The sequence below is a fragment of the Streptomyces sp. NPDC055506 genome (assembly GCF_053643595.1).
In genome coordinates, this window is sequence record NZ_JBSHKH010000004.1 from 87,061 (window position 1) to 111,890 (window position 24,830).

Below are 24,830 nucleotides of genomic sequence, written 5' to 3' on the forward strand. Positions count from 1 at the left end.
CGGAAGTACTGCGATCCAGCGTGATCCACGGGGCCCGGCGGGCGATACCCCGCCCCTACATGATTGTGTAGCGCAAGGAAGTGCGTCGCTCTTGCGCGGGAGCGACCCGGCGTGGCAGGAGATGCTCGTGGACCTGGCCCGGCAGGAGGCAGTGGTGTGGCGCAACCGCGCCCTGCTCCTCTTCGACCGGGTGGCGATGCCGGTCGCGGTGTGCGACGTGTACGGCGCCGTGCTGCTCGCGAACCCGGCGATGGCCGCGGAGTGCGGTACGACGCCGGGGCGGCTGCGCGGCCGTGACGTGCTGGAGCTGTTCAGCCCGCGGGAGGCGACGCAGGTGGAGCGGATCGCCGAGGCGCTGCGGCTGCGGCACCGCTCGCGGTACCAGGTGTCCGTGCGCTGGCGGGCGCCCGGCGGGGCGGAGCGGTACGGGGAGCTGACGGCGGACCCGGTGAGCGACACGGTGGAGGAGACGCCCGCCCTGCTGGTGATGCTGCGGGTGGACGGCGAACGCGAGGCCCGCGGCGCCCCGCCCGCCGAGCGGGTCACTCCGGCGGAGGCACGCATCCTGGCCCTTCTGGCCGCGGGCGCCACCACGGCCCGGGCCGCCCGTGAAACCGGCCTCACCGCCGACGGCGTGACATACCACCTCCGCCGCCTGTCCTCCCGCTGGCAGGCGGCCAACCGCACGGAACTGGTGGCCCGCGCCTACGCCCTGGGGGTACTGGCCCCTGGGGTGTGGCCGCCGGAGGTGTCGGCGGCGGAGCCGGGGTGAGACGGCCTTCCGGAAATCCACTCGCCCCGTTCGTCGTGGCTGTCTAACCTGACCTGACCCCCAAAACCTAGGACCCCTAGGTTTGGCCGAAGAGAACCAGGAGCCCTCCCATGAAGCCGCTCACCGAGCAGGACATCCGCACCTCGTTCATCAACTGCTCGAAGGGAGAGGCCAAGCGTCTGGCCGTTCCCCGCGATCTCGGGGAACGCCCCTGGGGCGATCTCGACTTTCTCGGGTGGCGGGATCCGGGGGCGCCCGATCGGAGCTATCTGGTGACCGAGCGGGAAGGCCGGCTCGTCGGGGTGACGATGCGGTTCCAGCCCGCGCAGCGCGGGCCCCTGCAGCGCAGCATGTGCTCGCTGTGCCTGACGACCCACCCGCGGGGCGGGGTCTCGCTGATGACCGCGCGGAAGGCCGGGGCGGCCGGGCGTGAGGGGAATTCCGTCGGTGTGTACATGTGCACCGACCTCGCCTGTTCCCTCTACGTACGCGGGAAGAAGGTGCCGGAGAGCGGGTCCCGCCTCGAGGAGAGCCTCACCCTGGCGGAGCAGATCGACCGCACCACGGACGGACTGGCCGCCTTCCTCGACAAGCTGTACGCCTGAGCGTCCACGGTCGCCCCTGTTTTCCCGCGGCGCTAACGTCCTTCATAGATGCGTTCGACGCGCCAGGGGAAGGGGAACAGCCCGAGGATGCGAGAGGTACGTGAGTGGAGGGCGCACGCCACTCGGATCATGCACAAGCGCCGGGATCCCGTGGTCGTCCAGACGTTCCGGTCCGCGACCGCGGCGACGATCGCGTACGTCATCGCGCTCCGGCTGAGCCCCGAGCCGACGGCCGCACCTCTCACCGCTCCCCTGACCGCGCTGCTGGTCACCCAGGTGACGCTGTACACCACGCTCACCAACGGCTTCCGCAGGGTGAACGCCGTGGTCACGGGAGTCCTCGTCGCCATCGGGTTCAGCCTGCTGGTGGGCCTGACCTGGTGGAGCCTGGCGCTGCTCCTCCTGGCCGCGCTGGTCGTGGGGCGGCTGGTCAAGGTGGAGGAGTACGTCCCCGAGGTGGCGATCAGCGCGATGCTGGTCCTCGGGGTCACCACCGTCGGGAACACCGCCTGGGCCCGGGTGGTGGAGACACTGATCGGCGCGAGCGTCGGGCTCGCCTGCAATCTGCTGCTGGCGCCGCCGGTGTGGGTGGAGGAGGCGGGCGAGTCGATCGAGGGTCTGGCGCGCCGGCTGCGGCAGCTGATGCTGCTCATGGGCGAGGAGGCGGCGGGCGGCACGCCCGTGGACCGCGCGGAGAAGCAGCTGCACGAGGCGCGGCGCCTGGACCACGACATCGTCGAGGTGGATGCCGCCCTGCGGCAGGCTGAGGACAGTCTGCGGCTCAACCCGCGTGTGCAGGACAGCGTGCTGCACCGGGTCGTGATGCGCACCGGCCTGGACACGCTGGAGATCTGCGCGGTCGTCCTGCGTGTGCTCGCGCGCTCCCTCACCGACCTGGCGAAGGAGCGCGAACCCAAGCCGCTGTTCGAGGCCGAGACGGGCGCCGCCCTGGAGCAGTTGCTGTCCGAGATCGCCGACGCCGTGGTGAGCTTCGCGGTGCTGGTCACCACCCACCTCAGCGCGAGCGCCGAGTCGGCCGAGGAACGTCTCGCCGCCGAACTGCGCACCGCCGCGGGCACCCGCGACAAGCTGGCCCTGCTGCTGCGCGAGGAGGCCGAGCGCGACCCCGGGCACTGGCAGCTTCCGGGCGCCGTCCTGACGGAGGTCAACCGCATCCTCGACGAGCTCGACACCGAGCACCGCTCCCGGCGCCTCTTCGAGGAACTGGACCGTGTGTCGCGCGAGCAGCGCGCGCGGATGCCCCGGCTGACGCGGCTGCGTGAGCGGCTGGGCGTCACGGAAGAGCTGTGGCGGAACCGCGCCGGGTTCGACGCGCGTTCTCGCTGAGGGAGCGCCGGCAGGGGGCCGGCACCCGATGCGAGGGAGCGGGCCCATGGCCGACACGACGGCGGTACGAATCGACGCGAACACCCTGCGGCTGCCGGGCGGTGTGACCGTGCGGTTCATCCGCACCCTGCGGCTGCCGGAGACGGGCACTCATCCACTGCCGCCCGGCCTGGGCGAGTTCCCGGTGCGGCGGGTCGCGGACTACGAGGACCGGGTGCCCGAGGCGTGGCGGGCGCGCGGCGGCGTGATGCTGCCGGTGTATCTGCGCGAGGCGATGTGGCTGAGCTTCGCGGGCACATCGGAGCCGGCCGCGCTGCAGGTCGGCGTCGGCAAGGTGTGCGCGGTCTCGGGCCGGCCCTGGAGCGACCGCCCGGCACGCGACCCGCAGAACTATGTGGTGCTCCCCCGGCAGCCCTGGCTGGACGGCATCAACTCCGGCACGGGCACGGTCCGTCAGTTCGTGGCCGTCCCGCTCGGCCTGGGCGCCACGGTCGAGGGCCAGGTCACGGGCGAGGAGGTCTGGGGCGGCGTACAGCTGCAGTCCTTCCCGCTGAACGACCGGGAGCTGGCGCTCTGGCGTGCCGAGGAGCGCCGGAGGGCGGAGCGGGCCCGGGAGACGGCCCCGGCGGGCGGCTACGGTGCCGTGCCGGGCGGATTCGGTGCCGGCGGGCCGGGCGGATTCGGTGCCGGCGCGCCGGGCGGCTACGGTGCCGCGATGCCGATGGCGGCGCCGCCCGCGGCCGGTGCGCCTCCGGCGCCCTCCGCGCCCGGGTCCGCCCCGGTGCCTCCCGCGTACGGCGCGGCCCCCGCGCCCGCCGCCGGAGCCGCTCCCCCGGCTCCCTCCCGTGCGCCCGCGGCGATGGGGCTCGGCGTCGGCGGATCCATGCGGCAGGAGGTCTTCCAGGACGACCGGCCGCTGTCGGACTGGGCGGAGCAGCCGGCGGGCCGGGTCTTCGTGCACCTCGTGACGCCGCCGGAGTGGCGCCGCATCACCGGCGAGGCGGCGCCGCCCTCTCCGGTGAACCGGGCCGCGTACACCCGGGCGGGCCTGCCCTGGTTCGACTACTACGACCAGGACGCGGAGGATCTCGCCCCCACGGACACGCTCCGGGCCGTCAAGCCGGCCGGCGACTGGCTCGGGGACGACCACGAGCCCTGGCAGGAGCCGGAGCCCGGGCAGGTACGGCGGCTCAAGGACGCGCCGGGCCGGCCGGTGGAGGACGGGGACTGGTAGACAGCCGAGGCCCATTGCGTCTCGCGCAACGCGCGGTGCCGTTGTTGCACCCGGTGGGTGATCCACGCCAAGGTGGCTGTCGCGACGGGGACGAGTGACGACCTGAGGGGCGACATGGCAAGTGGTGGCTGGAGCAGGCGCCGGTTCGTCGGCGCACTGGCAGGAGGATCCGCCGCGGCGGCGCTCCCGGCCTGCGACAAGGCGCCCGCGCCCTCGGCCTCGACAACCCCGGCGGCCCCGGAGTCGAGTCCGTCCGGAGCGGCGCGGCGGCCTTCCGGGCCCCGCCCTCTGTACCTCGGCACCTACACCTCCGTCGAGGGCGGCGGCAAGGGCATCGGCCTGGCCACCTACGACGCGGCGACGGGCCGGATCACCGGCACCGGCACGATCACCGGCGTCGGTGACCCGTCGTATCTCGCGATCCACCCGGACCGCCGCACGCTGTACGCGGTGGACGAACGCGAGGACGGCGCCGTGACCGCCGTCCGGCTGGCCGACCGGAAGGTCCTGGGCAGCCGGAGCACCGGGGGCGCGGCTCCCTGCCATCTGTCGGTGCATCCGGGCAGGCGCTGGCTGCTCAGCGCGAACTACGGCTCGGGCAGTGTGGCCGTGCATCCGATCGACTCCTCGGGAGCCCTCGGCGAGCGCACCGACCTCGTCCGGCATTCCGCTCCGCCGCCCGGGCCGGGCCAGGACGGGCCGCACGCCCACCAGATCTTCACCAGCCCCGACGGGCGGCACGTGCTCGCCGTGGACCTCGGTACGGACACCGTCTACACGTACCGGTTCGACGAGAAGGCCGGAAAGCTCACCGAGGTGTCCCAGGCGCGGACCCGGCCGGGTGCCGGGCCGCGTCACCTCACGTTCCACCCCGGCGGCCGGTACGCCTACCTCGCCGACGAGGTCGACAACACGGTGGCCGTCTGCTCGTACGATCCGGCCTCCGGCCGTCTGACCGTCGGTGAGGCGCAGTCCACGGGCACGGGTTCGGGCACGAACTATCCGGCGCAGCTCCTGGTGACGGCGAACGGTGGGTACGCCTTTCTCGCCAACCGCGGCGCCAACAGCCTCACGCGCTATGCGATCGAGGCGGACGGTGCCCGGCTCAGACTGCTGGACACCGTGCCGGTGGACGGGGATTTCCCCCGCCAGATCGCCTTCTCTCCGGAGGGCACGCTGCTGTTCGCGGCGAACCAGAAGTCCGGCACCGTCACCGTCTTCCACGTGGACGAGAAGAGCGGTGCGCTGCGGCGCGCCGGAGAACCGTTTCCCTCACCCGTCGCCGTCTGTGCGCTGCCGCTGTAGGGCCCGCGGACAGGACGCGGCGCTCGCCTGTGTGAGCAGGACGTGCATGCGCTCGGTGAGCTGCGCGACGTCGTCGGCCGGCGCGTGGAACGCCAGGCGTACGTCGCCGTGGGCGCGGGCCCGTTCGATGCGCAGCGTCAGTCCGTGCCGGTCCACGGCGAGCGGCTGGACGCGGACCGCGCCGTGCAGGCTGTCGTGCTCCACGAGCCGGGTGAGCCGCTCGACCGCGTCGGCGTGGCAGTCGGCGAGATGCGTCAGCAGCCGGGCCTCGGCCGTGGTGAGCGGGTCGGGCACGGCGGCGGTGAACTCGTCGACATCGACGACCACGGCACCGGACGACTGCCGCAGCACCACACGGGTGGGCCTGAAGGCCAGTTGCCCCTCTTCGACGGCGAACCAGCCCGCGAGCCACAGCCGGGCGCGGATCCGGTTGCGCACGGGGACGGGCGCGACATCGGCGAACTCCAGGACCGCGGACGGCTCGCCGCGGGGCGCGCAGATCGCGGCCGCGAGCAGGGCGCTGTCCTCCGGCACGGTCACGAGTACCCTGCCGTCCTCGGTCACCGTGTGCGCGCCGACCAGCTCCTCCCGCGTGCCCTCCGCGGTCACCGAGCAAGACCAGGCGGCGGCGAGCACCGAGCGCGCCCGCTCCGCCGCGGCAGGGGCCGCCGTCCAGCTTTGGCTGTCGTCACCCATCCCGAACCTCCTTAGGTAAGCCTTGCCTAACTTACCGAAGATCGGGGTGTGAGCCAACCACGTCACGTGATCTTTACGAGACGTTTCAGGGAGTGAGCACGCCCAGCAGGGCACGAGCGCACAGCTCGCGCACCTGCTCCCGGCCCAACTCCGCGTCGCGCAGCCACTCCAGGCAGACGGCCGTGGTGAACGCCAGCCAGCCGCGCACGGCGAGCCGCACCTCGCGCCGCACCTCGAAGGCCGGGCCGAACTCGGGGTCGGCGGCGAGCGCGGCGAGGATCTGCCGCTCCTGCGCGGCCAGGGCCCGCTGGTAGACCCGCCGCACCGCCTGGTCCCCGGCCGCGTCGGCACGGTGAAAGGCGCGGTAGCCGTGCGCGTGCGTCCGGACGTACTCCAGGAACGTGTCGAGACCGGCCGCGAGTTGCTCGCGCACCGGGACGCCCGGAACCGCCGCCGTCATGCGCAGCATCCGCTCGCTCTCGCGCTCCACGACCGCCGCGAAGAAGTCACGCTTGGTCGGGAAGTAGTGGTACAGCAGCCCCCGCGACACCCCGGCGATCTCGGCGACCTGCTCGATCCACACGTCGTCGTACGGGCTCTCCGAGAACAGTCGCGCCCCGACCGACAGGAGCTGCTCCCGGCGCTCCTCGGTGCTGAGCCGGCGGCGTGTGCGCCCGCCCTGGTTCGCGGCCATACCGGCACTTTACTTGACGCCGGTTCAACAACGGGACCAGACTGACCGCGCTATTGAACTCACGTACAACACGTGCGAACCCGCCGCCGGATCAAGGGAGATCGCGTCATGACGGAGGCGCCGATACGGGCATCAGGGCCCAAGGGGTTCCGGAGTGCCGAGCTGGGCTGGCCCGAGCTGGACCGCATTCCGCATCCGCCGCGCCGGATCCCGCTGCTCGGTGACGTGGTGGGCGTGAACCGGCGCACTCCCCTGCAGGACTCGCTGCGGTACGCCCGGCAGCTGGGTCCGGTCTTCCGGCGGAAGGCCTTCGGCAAGGAGTTCGTGTTCGTGTGGGGCGCCCGGCACGCGGCCGATCTGGCGGACGAGTCGAGGTTCGCCAAGCACGTGGGGCTCGGCATCGCCAACCTCCGGCCGGTCGCCGGGGACGGCCTCTTCACTGCGTACAACCACGAGCCGAACTGGCAGCTGGCGCACGACGTGCTCGCCCCGGGGTTCAGCCGCGAGGCCATGGCCGGCTACCACCCGATGATGCTGGATGTCGCCCGGCGGCTGACGGAGCACTGGGACCGGGCCGCGGCGACGGGCCGGTCGGTGGACGTGCCCGGCGACATGACCAAGCTGACGCTGGAGACGATCGCCCGCACCGGCTTCGGGCACGACTTCGGGTCGTTCGAGCGCTCCCGGCCGCATCCCTTCGTGACCGCGATGGTCGGGACGCTGACCTACGCGCAGCGGCTCAACACCGTGCCCTTCCCGCTGGCCCCGCTGCTGCTGCGGAGCGCGAGCCGCCGCAACGCGGCCGACATCGCCCACCTCAACAGCACGGTCGACGAGTTGGTCCGGGCCCGGCGCGCGAACGGCGGCGGCGAGGGCGACCTGCTGGACAGGATGCTGGAGACGGCCCATCCGGAGACCGGGGAGCGGCTCTCGCCGGAGAACGTGCGCCGTCAGGTGATCACCTTCCTCGTCGCGGGCCACGAGACGACATCGGGCGCGCTCTCCTTCGCCCTGCACTACCTCTCCCGGCACCCCGAGGCGGCGGCCCGGGCCCGCGCCGAGGTGGACCGGGTGTGGGGCGACGCGGCGGAGCCGGCCTATGAGCAGGTGGCCAGGCTGCGCTACGTCCGCCGGGTGCTGGACGAGTCGCTGCGGCTGTGGCCCACCGCGCCCGCCTTCGCCCGGGAGGCACGTCAGGACACGGTGCTGGCCGGGGAGCATCCCATGCTGCGCGGGGCGTGGACACTGGTGCTGACGCCGATGCTGCACCGGGACCCGGAGGTGTGGGGCGCGGACGCCGAGCGCTTCGACCCGGACCGTTTCGACGCGTCGGCCGTACGGTCCCGAGCCCCGCACACCTTCAAGCCATTCGGGACGGGGGCGCGGGCGTGCATCGGGCGCCAGTTCGCGCTGCACGAGGCGACGTTGGTCCTCGGTCTGCTGCTGCGCCGCTACGAGCTGCGGTCCGACCCGGCCTACCGGCTGCGCGTCACGGAACGGCTGACGCTGATGCCGGAGGGCCTGCGGCTGCACCCGGAGCGGCGGACCCCGGTGCGGGAGCCGGCGTCAGACCTGCGCTGTCCAGTGCCCGGGGCGGGTGACTGACTCCGGCAGCCGGGTCCCGGCACTCCCCCGGGCCGCGTTGAGCTGCGGCTGGGTGAGGAAGAACGCCCCGGTCAGGTCCGCGTCGGTGAGATCCGCGTCGCGCAGGTCGGCGCCGATCAGGTCGGCGCCCCTGAGGTCCGCGCCGGTGAGGTCGGCGGCGATGAGGTAGGCGCCGCGAAGACTTGCGCCGCGCAGGTCGGCGCCCTTGAGCCGGGCGCCCATGAGGTCCGCGCCCCGGCGGTCCTTCTTACGGCCCCGGGTGCCGGCCCTGGCCAGTTCGCTCGTCCTCAGCAGCAGGACGTTGATCTCCTGGCGGTGCGCCGCCACGTCCAGCCCGGCGAGCTCCTCGGGGCTCCCGTCGGTGAGCTCCCGGGTCTTCTCCAGCGCCTCGCGCAGCTCGGCGTGGACCGGGCGGGCCGCGGGCAGGGCCAGCGCCTCGGTCAGGTACCACAGCAGCTCGTGCAACTGCCGGACGACCGGGAACACGTCGAACATGCGGCGGGCGTGCTCCGGAGGCCCGGACCTCCAGTCCCGCCCGCCGAAGGTGATCTGCGAGACCTGCTGTCCGGCGCCGAAGCAGTCGTAGACGGTGCAGCCGGTGAACCCTTTCTGCCGCAGTCTGGCGTGGATGCCGCAGCGGTGGTCGTCCTGGAGGTTGCGGCAGGGCGTACCGGCGTCCTTGTCGACCGCGAAGTCGGCCGACCGCGCGAAGGGCAGGGCGACGCAGCACAGCCCGAAGCACCGCTCGCAGTCGCCGCGCAGTTCCGCTCGCGCGGCTTGGTGATCTCGCATGACGTTCAGCATACGAAACGAAGAACGCCGGTCAGCCCGTGAGTCCGGGCACCTCCAGACGCTCCAGCCGCTCCGGGTCGGCCAGGATGTACATGCCGGTGATCCGGCCGTCGGCGATGGTGACACCCATGACCGACTGCACGCGCCCTTCGGGTGCGTGGAGGAGGCCTACCGAGCCGTTGACCAGCACCAGCCGCGCGGACGTCGCGTACCGGGCGAACATGAGCGCCTGCTCCGCCACCGTCTTCGCGCCCTGGACGACCTTGGACGCGGCCGCGCCCCGTACGAGGGCACCCGAGTCGGCCCGCAGCACCACATCCGGGTGCAGCAGCGCGAGCAGCGCCTCGAAGTCGCCGCCGCGCGAGGCGGCGAGGAAGGCGTCGAGCACCTCCTTCTGCCGGCCGAGGTCCGGCTCGGCCGAGGGCGTGGCGCCGCGGACCCGGCGCCGGGCGCGGCTCGCCAGCTGCCGGGTCGCGGCCGTGCTGCGCTCCACGACCGGCGCGATGTCGTCGAACGGCACGGCGAACATGTCGTGCAGCACGAACGCGAGCCGTTCGGCGGGCTCCAGGTTCTCCAGGACGACCAGCAGGGCCAGACCGACCGAGTCGGCCTGGAGCACCTCCTCCGCCGGGTCGAGGTGGGTGAGGGGCCTGAGCACCGGGTCCGGGACGAAGGCGTCGCCCATCGGCTCCTCGCGGCGTGCGGTGCGCGAGCGCAGCAGGTCCAGGCAGACCCGGCCGGTCACCGTGGTGAGCCAGCCGCCGAGGTTCTGGATGTCGTCCACGTCGGTGCGGCTGAGCTTCAGCCAAGTCTCCTGGACGGCGTCCTCCGCCTCGACCAGGGAGCCGAGCATGCGGTAGGCCACGGCCTTGAGCCGCCCGCGGTGCTCCTCGAACCGGTCGGCCAGTTCCGCGCTGCCTGTCATGGTCTCCCCCGTACTCCGTCGAGTCATCTGCTGAACAGTTCGAACGCCACCGCCGGCCTGCCCCCGAAGCGCTCGCCCGTGGCCTCGGCGTGCTTGGTCAGGAAGCCGCGGACGTAAGTCTCCGGGTCCTGGTCGGTCAGTGCCTCGATGTAGCTGCGGTGTTCGAGCAGCGAGGCCACCGCGCGCTCCAGGCCGGACGTCGCGTCGGCGGCGTGTGTGGGTGTGGAGGAACCGGCGACGGCGACCCAGCGCACTCCGTCCCACGGCTCGAGGCCCTGCTCGACGAGTTCCTGGAAGATCCACCGGTTGCCGGCGTCGCCGGCCGCGTCGAGCGTGGCACGGCCGACGGCGACATGGTCCGGGGTGTTCCAGGCGACGCCGCCCCAGGTGTCCCGGTGGTTGAGCGTGATGACCAGCTCGGGCCGGTGCCGGCGGATCGCGGCGGCGATGTCACGGCGCAGGGCGGTGCCGTACTCGATGACGCCGTCCTTGTGGTCGAGGAACTCCACGGCCGAGACGCCGACCACCGCCGCGCTGGCCCGCTGCTCGCGCTCCCGGAGGGGCCCGCACTTCTCCGGCTCCAGGGTGTCGATGCCCGCCTCGCCCCGGGTCGCCAGCACATAGGCGACCTCGCGGCCCCCGTCGGTCCAGGCCGCGATCGCCGCCGAGCAGCCGTACTCGAGGTCGTCCGGGTGGGCCACGACCGCGAGGGCACGCCGCCAGTCTTCGGGCATGGGCTGGAGTTGAGTGGTCGTCATGTCCGCAGACTAGTCCGGGGACCCGTCTCAGGCCTCGTCACGCGCCATGGCCAGCAGCCGGTCCAGGACACGCGTGCCGCCGGTGCGCACGCCGTCGTGCTCGAACTCGTCCGTGATCCAGGTGCGCAGGCCGCGGATGGTGCGGGCGGTCCGCAGGGAGTGGGCCGTGTCGACGTACATGTCGTCGTGGTAGACGGCCGCGACGACCGGCACCTTGTTGGTGGCCAGGCGGGCAGCGTCGTACAGGGGCGTCCAGTCGGTGCGGGCGGCGAGCAGGTCGGCGGTCTCGCGCAGGGGCCGCAGGGCCGGGTCGCAGTCGAACATCCAGGGGTGGATCGACTCGCCGGTGAACAGCAGCGGCTCGTCGCCCGCGAGTGCCTTGGCGGCGTCGAACTGCGGGAACTCGGCTCGGACCCGCTCGGCCGACCAGTCGGTGGGCCGGCCGTCCTGGCCGTAGATCGACTCGTGGACGAGCGCGTACAGCGGGTGGCGGGCGTAGGACAGCATGCCCTGCGCCTGCTCCTGGAAGGCGTCGGACAGGGTGAAGCCCTGCGGGGTGCGGACGAAGGCGTCCTCCAGGAGGTAGTGGAGGCGGTGGGTGCCGTCGCCGGTGCCGAGGAGGATGCCGAGGGACTGGAACGCCTCGACGGTGAGCCGGTAGCCGTTCGGCAGGACCACGTCGTGGGTCAGCAGGTGGTCGGCGACCCGGCGGGCGCGCTCGGCGTCCTGCGGGTACCGGGCGTAGTGGGCGGCGACCTTGCGTTCGATGCGTGGGAAGGCGGCCCGGTAGACGTCGTCGGCGTGGGCGTCCAGGGCGGGCAGCCCGCCGGTGATCACCGCGGTGGCCAGGCCCTCGGGGGCGAGGGAGAGGTAGCTGGTCGCGCAGAAGCCGCCGAAGCTCTGGCCGAGGACGGTCCAGGGCGCGCCGCCCGTGACCAGCGGGCGGATGGCCTCGCAGTCGCGGACGATCGAGTCGGCGCGGAACCGGGTGAGGTAGTCGGCCTGCTCGGCGGGGCCGCCGCGCAGCGGGAGCGTCTGCCGGTTGGCGGGCGTGGAGTGACCGGTGCCGCGCTGGTCGAGGAGCAGGACGCGGAACTCCTTCAGGGCCCTGCCCAGCCAGCCGGGCCTGCCGACGGAGCGGTCCGCGCCGAAGCCGGGACCGCCCTGCAGATAGAGCAGCCAGGGCAGCTCCTGGTGGGCCTTGTCACTCGCCACGACCTCGCGGGCGTACAGCTCGATCGTGTCGCCCTCGGGGTGGTCGTGGTCGAGGGGGACGGTGAAGCGACGGTCGGTGAGGACGACTCCGGGCTGGCGGTAGCTGACGGTCAACAGGGCTCCCGGGACGGACGGATTTTCGGACCGCGTCCCAGTTCATCACAGGGAACGTCCGCGGGCGGGCCCTTCGGATCATGAAACCTTCCTGAACGGACGTTCAGGCTCAGCGGGCAGAGAGACTGGAGCGTCGGACCACCAGCTCCGGCTGGAGGACGACCCGTCGGTGCTCGTGCGGCTTCACCGCGCCCTCCGCCTCCGTCTCCTCCAGGAGCAGGTCGGCCGCCATGGCGCCCATGGTGACGGCGGGCTGCCGTACGGAGGTGAGCGGGACGGCCGCCGCGGCCGCGAACTCGATGTCGTCGTAGCCGACGATGGCGAGGTCGTCGGGGACACCCACGCCCGCCGCGTACATGGCCTGCAGGACGCCGAGGGCGAGCAGGTCGTTGGCGCAGAACACGGCGGTCGGCCGGTCGGCGAGGCCGAGCAGCCGGGCTCCGGCGTCGCGGCCCGCGGCGACGTCCAGCCGTTCGGTGGGCAGCTCGCGCAGCGCCTCGGGGCCGAGCCCTGCCTCGGCGAGCGCCTCCAGGGCGCCCGTGCGCCGGTCGCGGACCTGGTTGAGGCCGGGCGGGCCGCTGACGTACGCGATCGAGCGGTGCCCGGCGTCGACGAGATGGCGTACGGCCAGGGCGCCGCCCGCGACGTCGTCGACGGAGACCGAGCACTCTGTGGTGCCCTCGGCGACCCGGTCGACCAGGACGAACGGGATGCCGTGCCGCCGGAAGGCCTCGATGTTGCGCCCCGTCGCGTCGGCGGGGGTGAGCAGCACGCCGCGCACACGCTGCTCGGCGAAGAGGGAGAGATAGTCGGCTTCCTCCCCCGGGTTCTGGGCGCTGTTGCAGACCATCACGCCGAGTCCGGCCTGACGGGCGGCACGCTCGGCGCCTCGTGCCACGTCGACGAAGAAGGGGTTGCCCATGTCGAGGACGAGCAGCCCCATGATCCGGCTGCGGCCCGCGCGCAGCTGACGCGCGGACTCGCTGCGGACGTAGCCGAGCCGGTCTATCGCGGACTGCACGCGGGCCCGGGTCTCGGTCGCGACCGTGTCCGGGCGGTTGATCACGTTCGACACCGTGCCGACGGAGACTCCGGCGGCACGGGCGACGTCCTTGATACCCACCGACTGGGACATCGGACAGGGACCTCCAGAAGGGGGAAAGAGGGGGCGGGGGCCGGAGCGGCTTCACATTACCGGCATGCCGCCCCGGCGACCGGGTCCGGTCAGGCGGGCAGCCGGAAGTCGATGACGTGCAGCGCCGAGGGCGTCGTACCGCTGGATTTCTCCTGGTACATGAAGGACAGCACCCCGTCCTGCGCGGCCCGTGTCTCGTCGATGACGACCTCGCCGAAGGCGTTGAGGCCGCTGCCGTCGAACAGGATCCTCCAGTCGGTGTACCCGGAGGCCGCGGAGGCGCCGGCGATCCGGCCGAAGGGGAAGACCGCGTACGCGTTGTCGTACTTGTCCAGGAGCAGCTTGGTGCGCTGGCTGGAGTTCAGCGGGACCGGGATCTCGGTCTTCTGCCAGGTGCCGGAGGCGTTCCTGCGGACGTGGAAGGCGCGGCCGTCGGCGGTCCGGTTCGCGACGTAGTTCGTGGTGCACTGTCCGAAGCGGCCGGGGACGTAGGAGATGATCGCGTGCGGCCGGCCCGCGGAGTCGGTGAACTGGCTCTCCTGGTTCATCAGGGAGTGGTCCGCGTTCAGCGGGTCGACGACCAGGCCGGTGTCGTTCACGGACACCTTGTCGGAGCCGCCGGTCGTGCCGACGACGGCGCCGGCGTTGTTGCGCCAGGTGCGGCCCCGGTCGTCGGAGTAGACGTAGCCGGTGTCGTGGTTGCTGATGCCGCCGCCGTCGCACATCACGGCGCCGTTCTGCTCGCGCCAGGTGAAGAAGGAGTGCAGCCGGCCGTTCCGGTCGTAGTCGATGCCGTGCAGGTACATGTTGCGGGCGGTCGAGGAGCCGTGCTCGCTGGTGTAGGTCCCCGTGGAGGCGGACCATTCGCCGAGGTTGGTCCACTTGGTGCCGTCGTACTCGGCGAGCGCGTTGCGGCCGTTGCCGGAGACGGCGACGCGGTAGCTCAGCTGGAGCCGGCCCTCGGGCGTGGAGACGAACTGCGGGTAGGTGAACTGCGAGGTCAGCGCCAGCCCGTCGAGGGTGGACTGCGGCGCCCCGAAACGGGCGGCGGTCCAGCTCAGCCCGCCGGGGTTGTCCATCAGCCCGGCGACCGACTTGACGTAGGTGAAGCCGTCGCTGTGGGAGTCCATGTTGAGGTGCAGCCGGCCGTCGGTCCTGGAGACGCCCATGGAGATGACGTTGTGGGAGTCGTCGTACCGCAGGGTGTGCCCGACCTTCACGGTCGACCAGGTGCTCGCCCCGAGGGCGCGGCGGCCGACGACGGCGTTGCGGTCGGCCGTGTACCAGACGGCGTACTGGTAGCCCTTGTAGGTGAGCAGGCCGTTCTTCTGGAACGCGTTGTTGTTGACCAGTCCGTCGTACGACACGAAGAAGACGGCCTGGCTGTCGAGCGTGGTGGTGCCGGTCCGGGTGACCGAGGGGCCGGGGTCGGCGGCCCGGGCGGTGCCGGAGGCGAGGGCGGGGGTCACCACGGCTTCGGCGAGGGCGGCGGCCAGCAGCGTGCGTCTGTGCATCTCATGGACTCCATCGTCATACGAGGTGGAACACTTCCGTGAGCGGTTTCATGGCCTCGTCGGGCCGGGCGCCGTCCAGCGACTCGAAGAACGGCGCCATCTCCGCCTGCCAGCGGGCGTTGACGTCGGTGGCTTCCATCCCGGCCAGGGCGGCCGCGAAGTCCTCGGTCTCCAGATAGCCGACGAGCAGCCCGTCCTCGCGCAGGAAGAGCGAGTAGTTGTGCCAGCCGGTGTCCGAGAGCGCCTGGCGCATCTCGGGCCACACGGTGGCGTGCCGCTCGCGGTACTCGTCGAGACGGTCCGCCCTGACCTTCAGCAGGAAGCACACGCGCTGCATCAACAACCCTCCGGGGACTAGAAGTTGAACTGGTCGATGTTCTTGGCGTCGAACACGGTCGGCTTGCCGAGGCTGATCACGCCGTCCTTGCCGATGGTGTACTCGCCCATCGAGCCGGCCTTGAAGGTCTCGCCCTCCTTGCCGGTGATCTGCCCGGAGGACAGGGCGACGGCGGTACGGGCGGCCAGCTCGCCGAGCTTGGCCGGGTCCCACAGCTCGAACGCCTCGACGGTGCCGTTCTTGACGTACTTGCGCATGTCGTTCGGGGTACCGAGGCCGGTCAGCTTGACCTTGCCCTTGTACTTGGAGCCCGACAGGTACTGGGCGGCGGCCTTGATGCCGACGGTGGTCGGGGAGATGATCCCCTTCAGGTTCGGGTACTCCTGGAGCAGGCCCTGGGTCTGCTGGAAGGACTGCTGGGCGTCGTCGTTGCCGTACGCGGTCTTCACCAGCTTCATGTTCTTGTACTCGGGCTTCTTCAGCTCGTCCTTCATGAAGTCGATCCAGGTGTTCTGGTTCGTCGCGGTCTGCGCGGCGGACAGGATCGCGATCTCGCCCTTGTAGTCGAGCTGCTTGGCGAGCAGCTGCACCTCGGTACGGCCCAGGTCCTCGGCGGAGGCCTGCGAGACGAAGGCGTTGCGGCAGTCGGCCGTGGTGTCGGAGTCGTAGGTGACGACCTTGATGCCGTTCTTCATGGCCTGCTTGAGCGCGGTGCACAGGGCGCCCGGGTCCTGGGCGGAGACGGCCATCGCGTCGACCTGCTGCTGGGTGAGCGTGTTGACGTAGCTGACCTGCCCGGCGGTGTCGGTGGCGCTGGAGGGACCGACCTCCTTGTAGCTGGAGCCGAGCTCCTTCAGCGCCTTCTCGCCGCCCTTGTCGGCGGAGGTGAAGTAAGGGTTGTTGACCTGCTTGGGCAGGAACCCGACGGTGAGCCCCTTCTTGGTGGCCGCGTTCGGATCGGCCTTGCCGGCGGTGGCGGCGGAACCTCCTTCGCTCGCGACGTCCTTCTTGGTGGTCCCGCCGCAGGCGGTGAGGGCCAGGGCGAGCGAGGTGGCAGTGGCGAGCACCGCGCAGCTGCGGCGGAGGGTTGTCTTAGGCATGACGGTTTCCTTTGACGAAGGTGAGTGAGACGCGCCTTTGTTTCTTAGGGGCGCGGGGAACTGCGCGAACAACCACAGACAGGCGGTCAGCCGGACGATTGAGCACGCAACACGGCGATCTGCCGAACCACCCGCGGCCCAAGAACGGAAAGCACAAGCAACACACCGGTCACGACGATCTGCGACTGCGCCGAGACATCCTGAAGGCTCATCACGTTCTGCAGCGCCCCGAGCAGAAACACCCCGGCGATCGCACCGCCCAACGTGCCCTTGCCCCCGTCGAAGTCGACCCCGCCGAGCAACACCGCCGCCACAACCGACAGTTCGAGCCCCGTCGCGTTGTCATAGCGCGCGCTCGCGTAGTGCAGGGCCCAGAAGATGCCAGTCAGGGAAGCCATCAGCCCGGTCAGCGTGAACAGGAGCAGCTTCTGCCGCTTGACGCGGATACCGGCGAACCGCGCCGCCTCCTCACTCGCCCCGATCGCGAACAACGACCGCCCGAACGGCGTGGCGTGCAGCGCGACCACGGCGATGGCGAGCAGGACGAGGAACGGCAGGAAGGCGTACGGGATGAACGTGTCGCCGAGACGCCCGGCCGCGAAGTCCAGGTACTGCGTGGGGAAGTCGGTCACCGCGTCGGACCCGAGCACGATCTGCGCGATACCCCGGTACGCGGCGAGGGTGCCGATGGTGACGGCGAGGGACGGCAGCCCGAGCCTGGTCACCAGCAGACCGTTGATCAGCCCGCACACCACACCGAGGAGCAGGCAGATCGGGATGATCGTCTCGATGGCCATGCCCTGGTTCCACAGGGCCCCCATCACGGCACCCGACAGACCCGCCGTCGAGGCGACCGACAGGTCGATCTCCCCGGACACCACCAGCAGGGTCATCGGCAGGGCGATCAGCGCGATCGGAAGCGTGTTGCCGATCAGGAAGGACAGGTTGAGCGCGTTGCCGAATCCGTCGACGAACCCGAAGGAGAACAGCAGCACCACGACGAGCAGGGCACCGACGGCGGAATCCCACCTTTTCAAGGCGGACCAGCGGATCGCTCGGCTCAGGGAGATGTCAGCCATGGCGGGCGTTCCTCTTCTTCAGGGCGGAGGCCACGCGCAGCGCGACGACCCGGTCGACCGCGATCGCGAGGATGAGCAGGATGCCGTTGATGGCGAGCACCCAGACCGAGCTGACACCGAGGGCGGGCAGCACACTGTTGATGGAGGTCAGCAGCAGCGCGCCGAGGGCCGCGCCATAGACGCTGCCGGAGCCGCCGGTGAAGACGACGCCGCCGACCACGACGGCGCTGACGACGGTCAGTTCGTAGCCGTTGCCGGTGCCGGAGTCGACGTTGCCGAACCGGGCGAGGTACATCGCGCCGGCGAGTCCGGCGAGGGCGCCGCAGAAGGTGTACGCGGCGAGGATCCGTTTGCGGACGGGGATGCCGGCGAGCCGGGCGGCCTCCGGGTTGGAGCCGAGGGCGTAGAGCTCGCGTCCGCTGCCGTAGTGCTTGAGGTAGTACGCCGTCGCCACCAGCACCGCCAGGGCGATCAGCGCCAGGTACGGCACCGCCCAGATGCCGCCGGAGCCGAAGTCGACGAATCCGCCGGGCAGATCGGCCGCGGTGATCTGGCGCGAGCCGACCCAGATGGAGTCGATGCCGCGGATGATGTAGAGCGTGCCGAGGGTGACGACGAGCGCGGGCACCTGGCCCAGGCTGACGAGCAGCCCGTTGAGCAGTCCGAAGCCGATACCGAGCAGGACGGCCAGCGCGATCGCCACGACCGGGTTGCCGCCGCCCTGGAGATACGTTCCGGCGGCGAAGGCGCTGATGCCGAGCGTGGATCCGACGGACAGGTCGACGTTCCTCGTGATGACCACCAGGGACTGGCCCGTGGCGACCAGCACCAGGATCGTCGCGTTCAGCAGCAGGTCCTTGATGCCCTGCTCGGACAGGAACTCGCTGTTGCCGGCCTGGGTGACGGCGATCATCACCAGGAAGACGACCAGGATGGCGAGTTCGCGCATCTTGAAGACCCGGTCGACCAGCCGTGTGCCGCTCGACTTGGGCACGTCGGCCACGGGGGCCTCTCGGGGAGTGACTACCGTCATGCGGCGGCCCTCCCGGTGGCTGCGGCCATCACGGTTTCCTCGGTGGCGTCGGAGCGCGGTATCTCGGCGGTGAGGCGGCCCTCGTGCATCACCAGCACGCGGTCGGCCATGCCGAGGATCTCGGGCAGGTCGGAGGAGATCATCAGGACGGCCACGCCGTCGGCGGCCAGCTGGGACAGCAGCCGGTGCACCTCGGCCTTGGTGCCGACGTCGATGCCCCGGGTCGGCTCGTCGACGATCAGCACCCTGGGGCCGGTGGCCAGCCACTTGGCGAGCACGACCTTCTGCTGGTTGCCGCCGGACAGGGTGTTGACGGTGTCGGCGATCCGGGCGTACTTCACCTGGAGCTTGACGGCCCAGTCGAGGGACCTGCTGCGCTCGGCGCCGCGGTCCATCAGCCCCGCCTTGACGGTCGTACGGAGCCCGGTGAGGCCGATGTTCCGCTCGATGGACATGTCCATCACCAGGCCCTGGGCGCGCCGGTCCTCGGGGACCAGGGCGAGTCCGGCGGACATCGCGGTGGAGGGGGCGCCGTTGACGAGGGCCCTGCCCTGTACGGAGACCTCGCCCGCGTCCCAGCGGTCGATGCCGAACACGGCCCGGGCGACCTCCGTACGGCCGGCGCCGACGAGCCCGGCGAGGCCGACGATCTCACCGTGCCGCACCTCGAAGGAGACGTCGGTGAACACGCCCTCACGGGTCAGGCGGCGCACACTCAGGGCGACCTCGCCCGGCGTCACGTCCTGCTTGGGGTACAGCTCGTCGAGGTCCCGGCCGACCATGCGGCGCACGAGGTCGTCCTCGGTCATGCCGTCCAGGGGCTCGCTGGCGATCCAGGCGCCGTCGCGCAGGGTGGTGACCCGTCGGCAGATCTCGAAGATCTCCTCCAGCCGGTGGGAGATGAACAGCACGGCGGCGCCCTGGTCGCGCAGGGTGCGTACGACGCCGAAGAGACGGGCGACCTCACTGCCGGTGAGGGCGGCGGTCGGCTCGTCCATGATCAGGACGCGGGCGTCGAAGGAGAGGGCCTTGGCGATCTCGACGATCTGCTGGTCGGCGATGGACAGACCGCGGGCGGGCCGGTCGGGGTCGAGTTCGACGCCGAGGCGCTCCATGAGGGCGGCCGTCGCGTTGTGCGTGGCCTTGTGGTCGATCCGGCCGAAGGCGCGCTTGGGCCTGCGGCCCATGTAGATGTTCTCGGCGATCGACAGGTCGGGGAAGAGCGTGGGCTCCTGGTAGATCACGGCGATGCCGGCGTCGCGGGCGTCGCCGGGGCCGTTGAAGACGACGGGCGCACCGTCGAGCAGCACCTGGCCGGTGTCCGGCCGGTGCACTCCGGCGAGTGCCTTGATGAGGGTGGACTTGCCGGCGCCGTTCTCGCCGGCGAGGGCGTGCACCTCCCCGGGGAACAGCTCCAGGGAGACGTCCCGCAGCGCGCGGACCGCGCCGAAGGACTTGGACACGTCCCTCAGTGCCAGAACCGGGGCCGGACCCGTGGTGGACGGGTGGGTCATGAGGGCTCCTCGACGACGCCGGCGGGAGGCCCTCTCGGCGTCGTGAAAGGTTTCAACTGGATTGCCGGGACGTTAGGCGGGCCGCGCATGTCACGTCAATGGGTACCGGTCGAAAATATTTCGAGGACAGAAGGTCACGCACCGGTCACGGGAAACCGTGTGGGCCGGAGGGGTTGACACCCCTTCGGGGGGCCCATAGCTTCGCGTCCTGAATCGTTTCATTCAGTGGTCGCTACGACCCGATGCCACAGGAGCCCTGACGTGACCGAGCTCGCCGCGGCGAAGACCGCTCTCAAGACCCAGGCCGTCGAGACGCCGTCGTGGGCGTACGGGAACTCGGGCACCCGGTTCAAGGTGTTCGCGCAGGCGGGCGTGCCGCGTGATCCGTACGAGAAGCTGGACGACGCGGCGAAGGTGCACGAGTTCACCGGGGTCGCCCCCACGGTGGCCCTGCACATCCCGTGGGACAAGGTCGACGACTACGCGGCGCTGGCGAAGCACGCGGAGCGGCGTGGTGTGCGGCTCGGCGCGATCAACTCCAACACCTTCCAGGACGACGACTACAAGCTCGGGAGCATCTGCCATCCGGACGCGGCGGTGCGGCGGAAGGCCGTGGACCATCTGCTGGAGTGCGTCGACATCATGGACACCACGGGGTCGACGGACCTGAAGCTGTGGTTCGCCGACGGGACGAACTATCCCGGGCAGGACGACATCCGCGGGCGGCAGGACCGGCTGGCCGAGGGGCTCGCGGAAATCTACGAGCGGCTGGGCGAGGGGCAGCGGATGCTGCTGGAGTACAAGTTCTTCGAGCCGGCGTTCTACACGACGGATGTTCCGGACTGGGGGACGGCGTACGCCCACTGTCTGAAGCTCGGGCCGAAGGCGCAGGTCGTGGTCGACACGGGGCATCACGCGCCGGGGACCAATATCGAGTTCATCGTGGCGACGCTGTTGCGTGAGGGGAAGCTCGGAGGGTTCGACTTCAATTCGCGGTTCTACGCGGATGACGACCTGATGGTGGGGGCGGCGGATCCGTTCCAGCTGTTCCGGATCATGTACGAGGTGATTCGGGGTGGGGGGTTCACTCCTGAGGTCGCGTTCATGCTCGATCAGTGTCACAACATCGAGGCGAAGATTCCGGCGATCATTCGGTCGGTGATGAATGTGCAGGAGGCTACGGCGAAGGCGTTGCTTGTTGACGGGGATGCGTTGGGTGCGGCGCAGGCGGCCGGGGATGTTCTTGAGGCCAATGCCGTGGTGATGGATGCGTACAACACGGATGTGCGGCCGTTGCTTCGTGAAGTGCGGGAGGAGATGGGGTTGGACCCCGAGCCGATGGCGGCGTACCGGCGGTCCGGGTGGGCCGAGAAGATCGTTGCCGAGCGGGTTGGTGGGGAGCAGGCGGGGTGGGGTGCGTAAGCGTCTGCCGAGTTCTGTTGTCTGCGGGGTGCGGGCCGGTTGTGGCTGGTCGCGCAGTTCCCCGCGCCCCTGAGTGAGTCACCCGCCGTCCCTTGAAAGGAACACGTATCCATGGCAACCCATCCCGAAGCTGCCGCTCTGCTCGCTCGTTCGCATCGGCTCGGGGCCGATCCGCGTAACACCAACTACGCCGGCGGCAATGCCTCCGCCAAGGGCACCGAGACCGACCCCGTCACCGGTGGGGACGTCGAGCTGATGTGGGTCAAGGGGTCCGGTGGGGATCTCGGGACGTTGACCGAGGGCGGGCTGGCCGTGTTGCGGCTGGATCGGATGCGGGCGCTGGTCGAGGTGTATCCGGGGGTGGAGCGCGAGGACGAGATGGTCGCCGCGTTCGACTACTGCCTGCACGGGAAGGGCGGGGCGGCTCCTTCGATCGACACCGCCATGCATGGGCTGGTCGAGGCCGCTCATGTCGATCATCTGCATCCTGATTCCGGGATCGCGCTCGCCTGTGCCGCCGATGGAGAGAAGCTGACCGCCGAGTGTTTCGGGGACAGTGTGGTGTGGGTGCCGTGGCGGCGGCCCGGGTTCCAGCTGGGGCTGGACATCGCCGCCGTGAAGGAGGCCAATCCGCAGGCCATCGGGTGCGTTCTCGGCGGGCACGGGATCACGGCCTGGGGTGACACCTCCGAGGAGTGCGAGCGGAACTCGCTGCACATCATCCGGACCGCCGAGAAGTTCCTGGCCGAGCGGGGGAAGGCCGAGCCGTTCGGGCCGGTGATCGAGGGGTATGCCGCGCTGAGTGCCGGTGAGCGCCGGGAGCGGGCCGCCGCGCTCGCGCCGTATGTGCGCGCCCTCGCTTCCCAGGACCGGCCTCAGGTCGGGCACTTCAACGACTCCGAGGTCGTCCTCGACTTCCTGGCGAGCGCCGAGCATCCGCGGCTGGCCGCGCTGGGCACCTCCTGCCCGGACCACTTCCTGCGGACCAAGGTCCGGCCGCTGGTGCTGGACCTGCCGCCGGCCGCTCCGCTCGACGAGGCCGTCGCGCGGCTCAAGGAGCTGCACGCCGAATACCGCGAGGAGTACGCCGCCTACTACCAGCGGCACGCCCTGCCCGACTCCCCCGCGATGCGCGGCGCCGATCCGGCGATCGTGCTGGTCCCGGGCGTGGGCATGTTCAGCTTCGGCAAGGACAAGCAGACCGCCCGGGTGGCCGGGGAGTTCTACGTCAACGCCATCAATGTGATGCGGGGCGCCGAGGCCGTCTCGACATACGCGCCCATCGAGGAGTCCGAGAAGTTCCGGATCGAGTACTGGGCGCTGGAGGAGGCCAAGCTTCAGCGGATGCCCAAGCCCAAGGCGCTCGCGACGCGGGTCGCGCTGGTGACCGGTGCCGGCAGTGGGATCGGGAAGGCCATCGCGCACCGGCTCGTGGCCGAGGGCGCGTGTGTGGTCGTCGCGGACCTCAACAGTGAGAACGCCGCGGCCGTCGCCGAGGAGCTGGGCGGGCCGGACAAGGCGGTCGCCGTGACGGTCGACGTCACGTCCGAGGAGCAGATCGCCGAGGCGTTCCGGGCGGCCGTGCTGGCCTTCGGCGGAGTCGATCTCGTCGTCAACAACGCGGGCATCTCGATCTCCAAGCCGCTGCTGGAGACCTCCGCCAAGGACTGGGACCTCCAGCACGACATCATGGCGCGCGGGTCCTTCCTGATGTCGCGGGAGGCGGCGCGGGTGATGATCGCGCAGGGGCTCGGGGGCGACATCGTCTACATCGCCTCGAAGAACGCCGTGTTCGCCGGGCCCAACAACATCGCCTACTCGGCCACCAAGGCCGACCAAGCGCACCAGGTGCGGCTGCTCGCCGCCGAGCTGGGCGAGCACGGGGTCCGGGTCAACGGGATCAACCCGGACGGTGTCGTGCGCGGCTCCGGGATCTTCGCCGGGGGGTGGGGGGCCAAGCGGGCCGCCGTGTACGGGGTCGAGGAGGAGAAGCTGGGTGAGTTCTACGCGCAGCGGACCATCCTCAAGCGCGAGGTGCTGCCGGAGCATGTCGCGAACGCCGTTTTCGCGCTGACCGGCGGGGACCTGACCCACACCACCGGGCTGCACATCCCGGTCGACGCCGGCGTCGCGGCCGCCTTCCTGCGATGAGCGCCGCCGTGAAGTCGTACGCCGCGGTCGACCTCGGCGCGTCCAGCGGGCGCGTCATGGTCGGCCGGGTCGGCCCGGACTCGCTGGAGCTGAGCGAGGCCCACCGCTTCCCGAACCGGCCGGTGCGGGTGCCGGAGGGGCTGCGCTGGGACGTGCTCGGGCTGTACGCGGGCGTGCTGGACGGGCTGCGGGCGGCCGGGAGGGTCGACTCCGTCGGCATCGACAGCTGGGCCGTCGACTACGGCCTGCTGGATGCCGACGGGGCGCTGCTGGGCAACCCGGTGCACTACCGCGACAGCCGGACCGAGGGCGTCGCCGAGAAGGTGTGGGCGACTGCGCCCGCCGAGGAGCTGTACGCGGCGACGGGGCTTCAGTACGCGCCCTTCAACACCCTGTACCAGCTCACCGCCGCCCGTTCCACGGCCCAACTCGACGGGGCCCGGCGGCTGTTGCTGATGCCGGATCTGCTGACGTACTGGCTGACCGGTGAGCAGGGCACGGAGTTGACCAACGCCTCGACGACCCAGCTGATCGATCCGCGCACCCGGGACTGGGCGTACGGGGTCGCGGAGCGGCTGGGCATCGATCTCGGGCTGTTCGCGCCGCTGCGGCAGCCTGGGGATCCGGCGGGTGTGCTGCGGCCGGAGGTGCTGGAGGAGACCGGGCTGACCGGTCCCGTGCCGGTGACGGCCGTCGGGTCGCACGACACCGCGTCGGCGGTCGCCGCCGTACCGGCGTCGGGCGAGCGGTTCGCGTACATCTGCACCGGCACCTGGTCCCTGGCCGGTCTCGAACTGGACGCTCCGGTGCTGACCGAGGAGAGTCGGGCGGCCAACTTCACCAACGAGCTGGGGCTGGACGGCACGGTCCGGTACCTGCGCAACATCATGGGGCTGTGGCTGCTCCAGGAGTGCGTGCGGGCCTGGGGCGAGACGGATCTGGGCGCGCTGCTGCTGGAGGCCTCCAAGGTGCCCGCGCTGCGGTCGGTGGTCGATGCGGGTGACGCGGCGTTCCTCGCGCCGGGGCGGATGCCCGAGCGGATCGCCGAGGCGTGCCGGGCCTCGGGGCAGCCGGTGCCCGGGTCGCCGGCCGAGGTGACGCGCTGCATCCTCGACTCCCTCGCCCTCGCCCACCGCAAGGCGGTCCAGGACGCGCAGCGGCTCGCCGGGCATCCGGTCGACGTGGTGCATGTAGTGGGCGGGGGTACGCGCAACGCGCTGCTGTGCCAGCTGACCGCCGACGCCTGCGGGCTGCCGGTGGTCGCCGGGCCGACGGAGGCCGCCGCCCTGGGCAACGTGCTGGTGCAGGCGCGGGCGCACGGTCTGGTCGGTGACCTGGAGGGGATGCGGCGGCTGCTCGTCCGGACGCAGCCGCTCACGCGGTACGAGCCGCGCGGCGGGACCGAGCGGTGGCGCGCCGCGCAGGACCGGCTCGCCGGGGACTGACGGGGTCTCCCCCGAGTCTTGTCCCCGCACTACGCTTC

Annotated in this window: 22 protein-coding genes; 9 read left to right on the forward strand and 13 right to left on the reverse strand. The window is 71.3% G+C overall.

Going from position 1 to position 24,830, the window contains the following annotated elements:
- Positions 1-121 precede the first annotated feature (121 nt).
- The 5 genes from ACWIF2_RS02875 to ACWIF2_RS02895 all read left to right on the forward strand — a co-directional run bounded on the left by ACWIF2_RS02875 (position 122) and on the right by ACWIF2_RS02895 (position 5,263).
- Positions 122-772: a PAS domain S-box protein gene (locus ACWIF2_RS02875; RefSeq protein ID WP_454358294.1), complete on the forward strand. Its 651-nt coding sequence runs from the start codon at positions 122-124 to the stop codon at positions 770-772.
- 110 nt (positions 773-882) lie between these two features.
- A complete protein-coding gene (locus ACWIF2_RS02880) occupies positions 883-1,377 on the forward strand; it encodes an FBP domain-containing protein (protein WP_454358233.1) in 495 nt (164 codons plus the stop codon).
- Positions 1,378-1,464: 87 nt separating this feature from the next.
- Positions 1,465-2,724: an FUSC family protein gene (locus ACWIF2_RS02885; protein WP_454358234.1), complete on the forward strand. Its 1,260-nt coding sequence runs from the start codon at positions 1,465-1,467 to the stop codon at positions 2,722-2,724.
- A 46-nt stretch (positions 2,725-2,770) separates the two neighbouring features.
- On the forward strand, positions 2,771-3,958 hold the full coding sequence (locus ACWIF2_RS02890; RefSeq protein ID WP_454358235.1) for a hypothetical protein: 1,188 nt from the start codon (positions 2,771-2,773) through the stop codon (positions 3,956-3,958).
- 114 nt (positions 3,959-4,072) lie between these two features.
- Positions 4,073-5,263: a lactonase family protein gene (locus ACWIF2_RS02895; protein ID WP_454358295.1), complete on the forward strand. Its 1,191-nt coding sequence runs from the start codon at positions 4,073-4,075 to the stop codon at positions 5,261-5,263.
- Here ACWIF2_RS02895 and ACWIF2_RS02900 read toward each other — a convergent pair.
- On the reverse strand, positions 5,231-5,959 hold the full coding sequence (locus ACWIF2_RS02900) for a DUF2470 domain-containing protein (RefSeq protein WP_454358236.1): 729 nt from the start codon (positions 5,957-5,959) through the stop codon (positions 5,231-5,233). The genes ACWIF2_RS02895 and ACWIF2_RS02900 overlap by 33 nt on opposite strands.
- 85 nt (positions 5,960-6,044) lie before the next feature.
- Complete coding sequence (locus ACWIF2_RS02905; protein ID WP_454358238.1) at positions 6,045-6,653, reverse strand: TetR/AcrR family transcriptional regulator; 609 nt, start codon at positions 6,651-6,653, stop codon at positions 6,045-6,047.
- Between the two features lie 108 nt (positions 6,654-6,761).
- Between ACWIF2_RS02905 and ACWIF2_RS02910 the strand changes: the two genes are divergently transcribed.
- Positions 6,762-8,258, forward strand: coding sequence for a cytochrome P450 (locus ACWIF2_RS02910; protein ID WP_454358240.1), 1,497 nt, complete (start codon positions 6,762-6,764; stop codon positions 8,256-8,258).
- On the opposite strand, the gene ACWIF2_RS02915 is transcribed toward ACWIF2_RS02910, so the two are convergent.
- The 11 genes from ACWIF2_RS02915 to ACWIF2_RS02965 all read right to left on the reverse strand — a co-directional run bounded on the left by ACWIF2_RS02915 (position 8,220) and on the right by ACWIF2_RS02965 (position 19,774).
- Positions 8,220-9,062 (reverse strand): pentapeptide repeat-containing protein, encoded by an 843-nt coding sequence (locus tag ACWIF2_RS02915; protein ID WP_454358241.1) that lies wholly within the window; start codon positions 9,060-9,062, stop codon positions 8,220-8,222. The two genes, ACWIF2_RS02910 and ACWIF2_RS02915, sit on opposite strands and share 39 nt — an antisense overlap.
- A gap of 19 nt (positions 9,063-9,081) precedes the next feature.
- Positions 9,082-9,975, reverse strand: a complete 894-nt coding sequence (gene sigJ, locus ACWIF2_RS02920) for an RNA polymerase sigma factor SigJ (RefSeq protein ID WP_454358242.1) — start codon at positions 9,973-9,975, stop codon at positions 9,082-9,084.
- 23 nt (positions 9,976-9,998) lie between these two features.
- The gene (locus tag ACWIF2_RS02925) at positions 9,999-10,733 is read right to left on the reverse strand and encodes a PIG-L deacetylase family protein (protein WP_454358243.1); all 735 of its coding nucleotides are present in this window, start codon (positions 10,731-10,733) and stop codon (positions 9,999-10,001) included.
- A gap of 27 nt (positions 10,734-10,760) precedes the next feature.
- A complete protein-coding gene (locus ACWIF2_RS02930; protein ID WP_454358244.1) occupies positions 10,761-12,062 on the reverse strand; it encodes an alpha/beta fold hydrolase in 1,302 nt (433 codons plus the stop codon).
- Positions 12,063-12,171: 109 nt separating this feature from the next.
- The gene (locus ACWIF2_RS02935) at positions 12,172-13,197 is read right to left on the reverse strand and encodes a LacI family DNA-binding transcriptional regulator (protein WP_454358245.1); all 1,026 of its coding nucleotides are present in this window, start codon (positions 13,195-13,197) and stop codon (positions 12,172-12,174) included.
- An 89-nt stretch (positions 13,198-13,286) separates the two neighbouring features.
- Positions 13,287-14,711 carry a BNR repeat-containing protein gene (locus tag ACWIF2_RS02940; protein ID WP_454358246.1) on the reverse strand — a complete coding sequence of 475 codons (1,425 nt, stop codon included), beginning with the start codon at positions 14,709-14,711 and terminating at the stop codon, positions 13,287-13,289.
- A 16-nt stretch (positions 14,712-14,727) separates the two neighbouring features.
- Entirely contained in the window at positions 14,728-15,048 is a 321-nt protein-coding gene (locus ACWIF2_RS02945; protein WP_215116872.1) for an L-rhamnose mutarotase, read from the reverse strand.
- A gap of 17 nt (positions 15,049-15,065) precedes the next feature.
- The gene (gene rhaS, locus ACWIF2_RS02950; protein WP_454358247.1) at positions 15,066-16,148 is read right to left on the reverse strand and encodes a rhamnose ABC transporter substrate-binding protein; all 1,083 of its coding nucleotides are present in this window, start codon (positions 16,146-16,148) and stop codon (positions 15,066-15,068) included.
- Positions 16,149-16,234: 86 nt separating this feature from the next.
- Positions 16,235-17,227: an ABC transporter permease gene (locus tag ACWIF2_RS02955; RefSeq protein WP_454358248.1), complete on the reverse strand. Its 993-nt coding sequence runs from the start codon at positions 17,225-17,227 to the stop codon at positions 16,235-16,237.
- Positions 17,220-18,260 carry an ABC transporter permease gene (locus tag ACWIF2_RS02960; RefSeq protein WP_382577205.1) on the reverse strand — a complete coding sequence of 347 codons (1,041 nt, stop codon included), beginning with the start codon at positions 18,258-18,260 and terminating at the stop codon, positions 17,220-17,222. Before ACWIF2_RS02960 ends, ACWIF2_RS02955 begins: the two co-directional genes overlap by 8 nt.
- On the reverse strand, positions 18,257-19,774 hold the full coding sequence (locus tag ACWIF2_RS02965; RefSeq protein ID WP_454358250.1) for a sugar ABC transporter ATP-binding protein: 1,518 nt from the start codon (positions 19,772-19,774) through the stop codon (positions 18,257-18,259). The genes ACWIF2_RS02960 and ACWIF2_RS02965 overlap by 4 nt, the downstream gene beginning before the upstream one ends.
- Before the next feature lie 261 nt (positions 19,775-20,035).
- On the opposite strand from ACWIF2_RS02965, the gene rhaI reads away from it, so the two are divergent.
- From rhaI to ACWIF2_RS02980, 3 genes are all read left to right on the forward strand, one after another.
- A complete protein-coding gene (gene rhaI / locus ACWIF2_RS02970) occupies positions 20,036-21,196 on the forward strand; it encodes an L-rhamnose isomerase (RefSeq protein WP_454358251.1) in 1,161 nt (386 codons plus the stop codon).
- A 111-nt stretch (positions 21,197-21,307) separates the two neighbouring features.
- Positions 21,308-23,347 carry a bifunctional aldolase/short-chain dehydrogenase gene (locus tag ACWIF2_RS02975; protein ID WP_454358252.1) on the forward strand — a complete coding sequence of 680 codons (2,040 nt, stop codon included), beginning with the start codon at positions 21,308-21,310 and terminating at the stop codon, positions 23,345-23,347.
- Positions 23,344-24,792, forward strand: a complete 1,449-nt coding sequence (locus ACWIF2_RS02980) for a rhamnulokinase (RefSeq protein ID WP_454358253.1) — start codon at positions 23,344-23,346, stop codon at positions 24,790-24,792. The genes ACWIF2_RS02975 and ACWIF2_RS02980 overlap by 4 nt, the downstream gene beginning before the upstream one ends.
- The last annotated feature ends 38 nt before the right edge of the window (positions 24,793-24,830 follow it).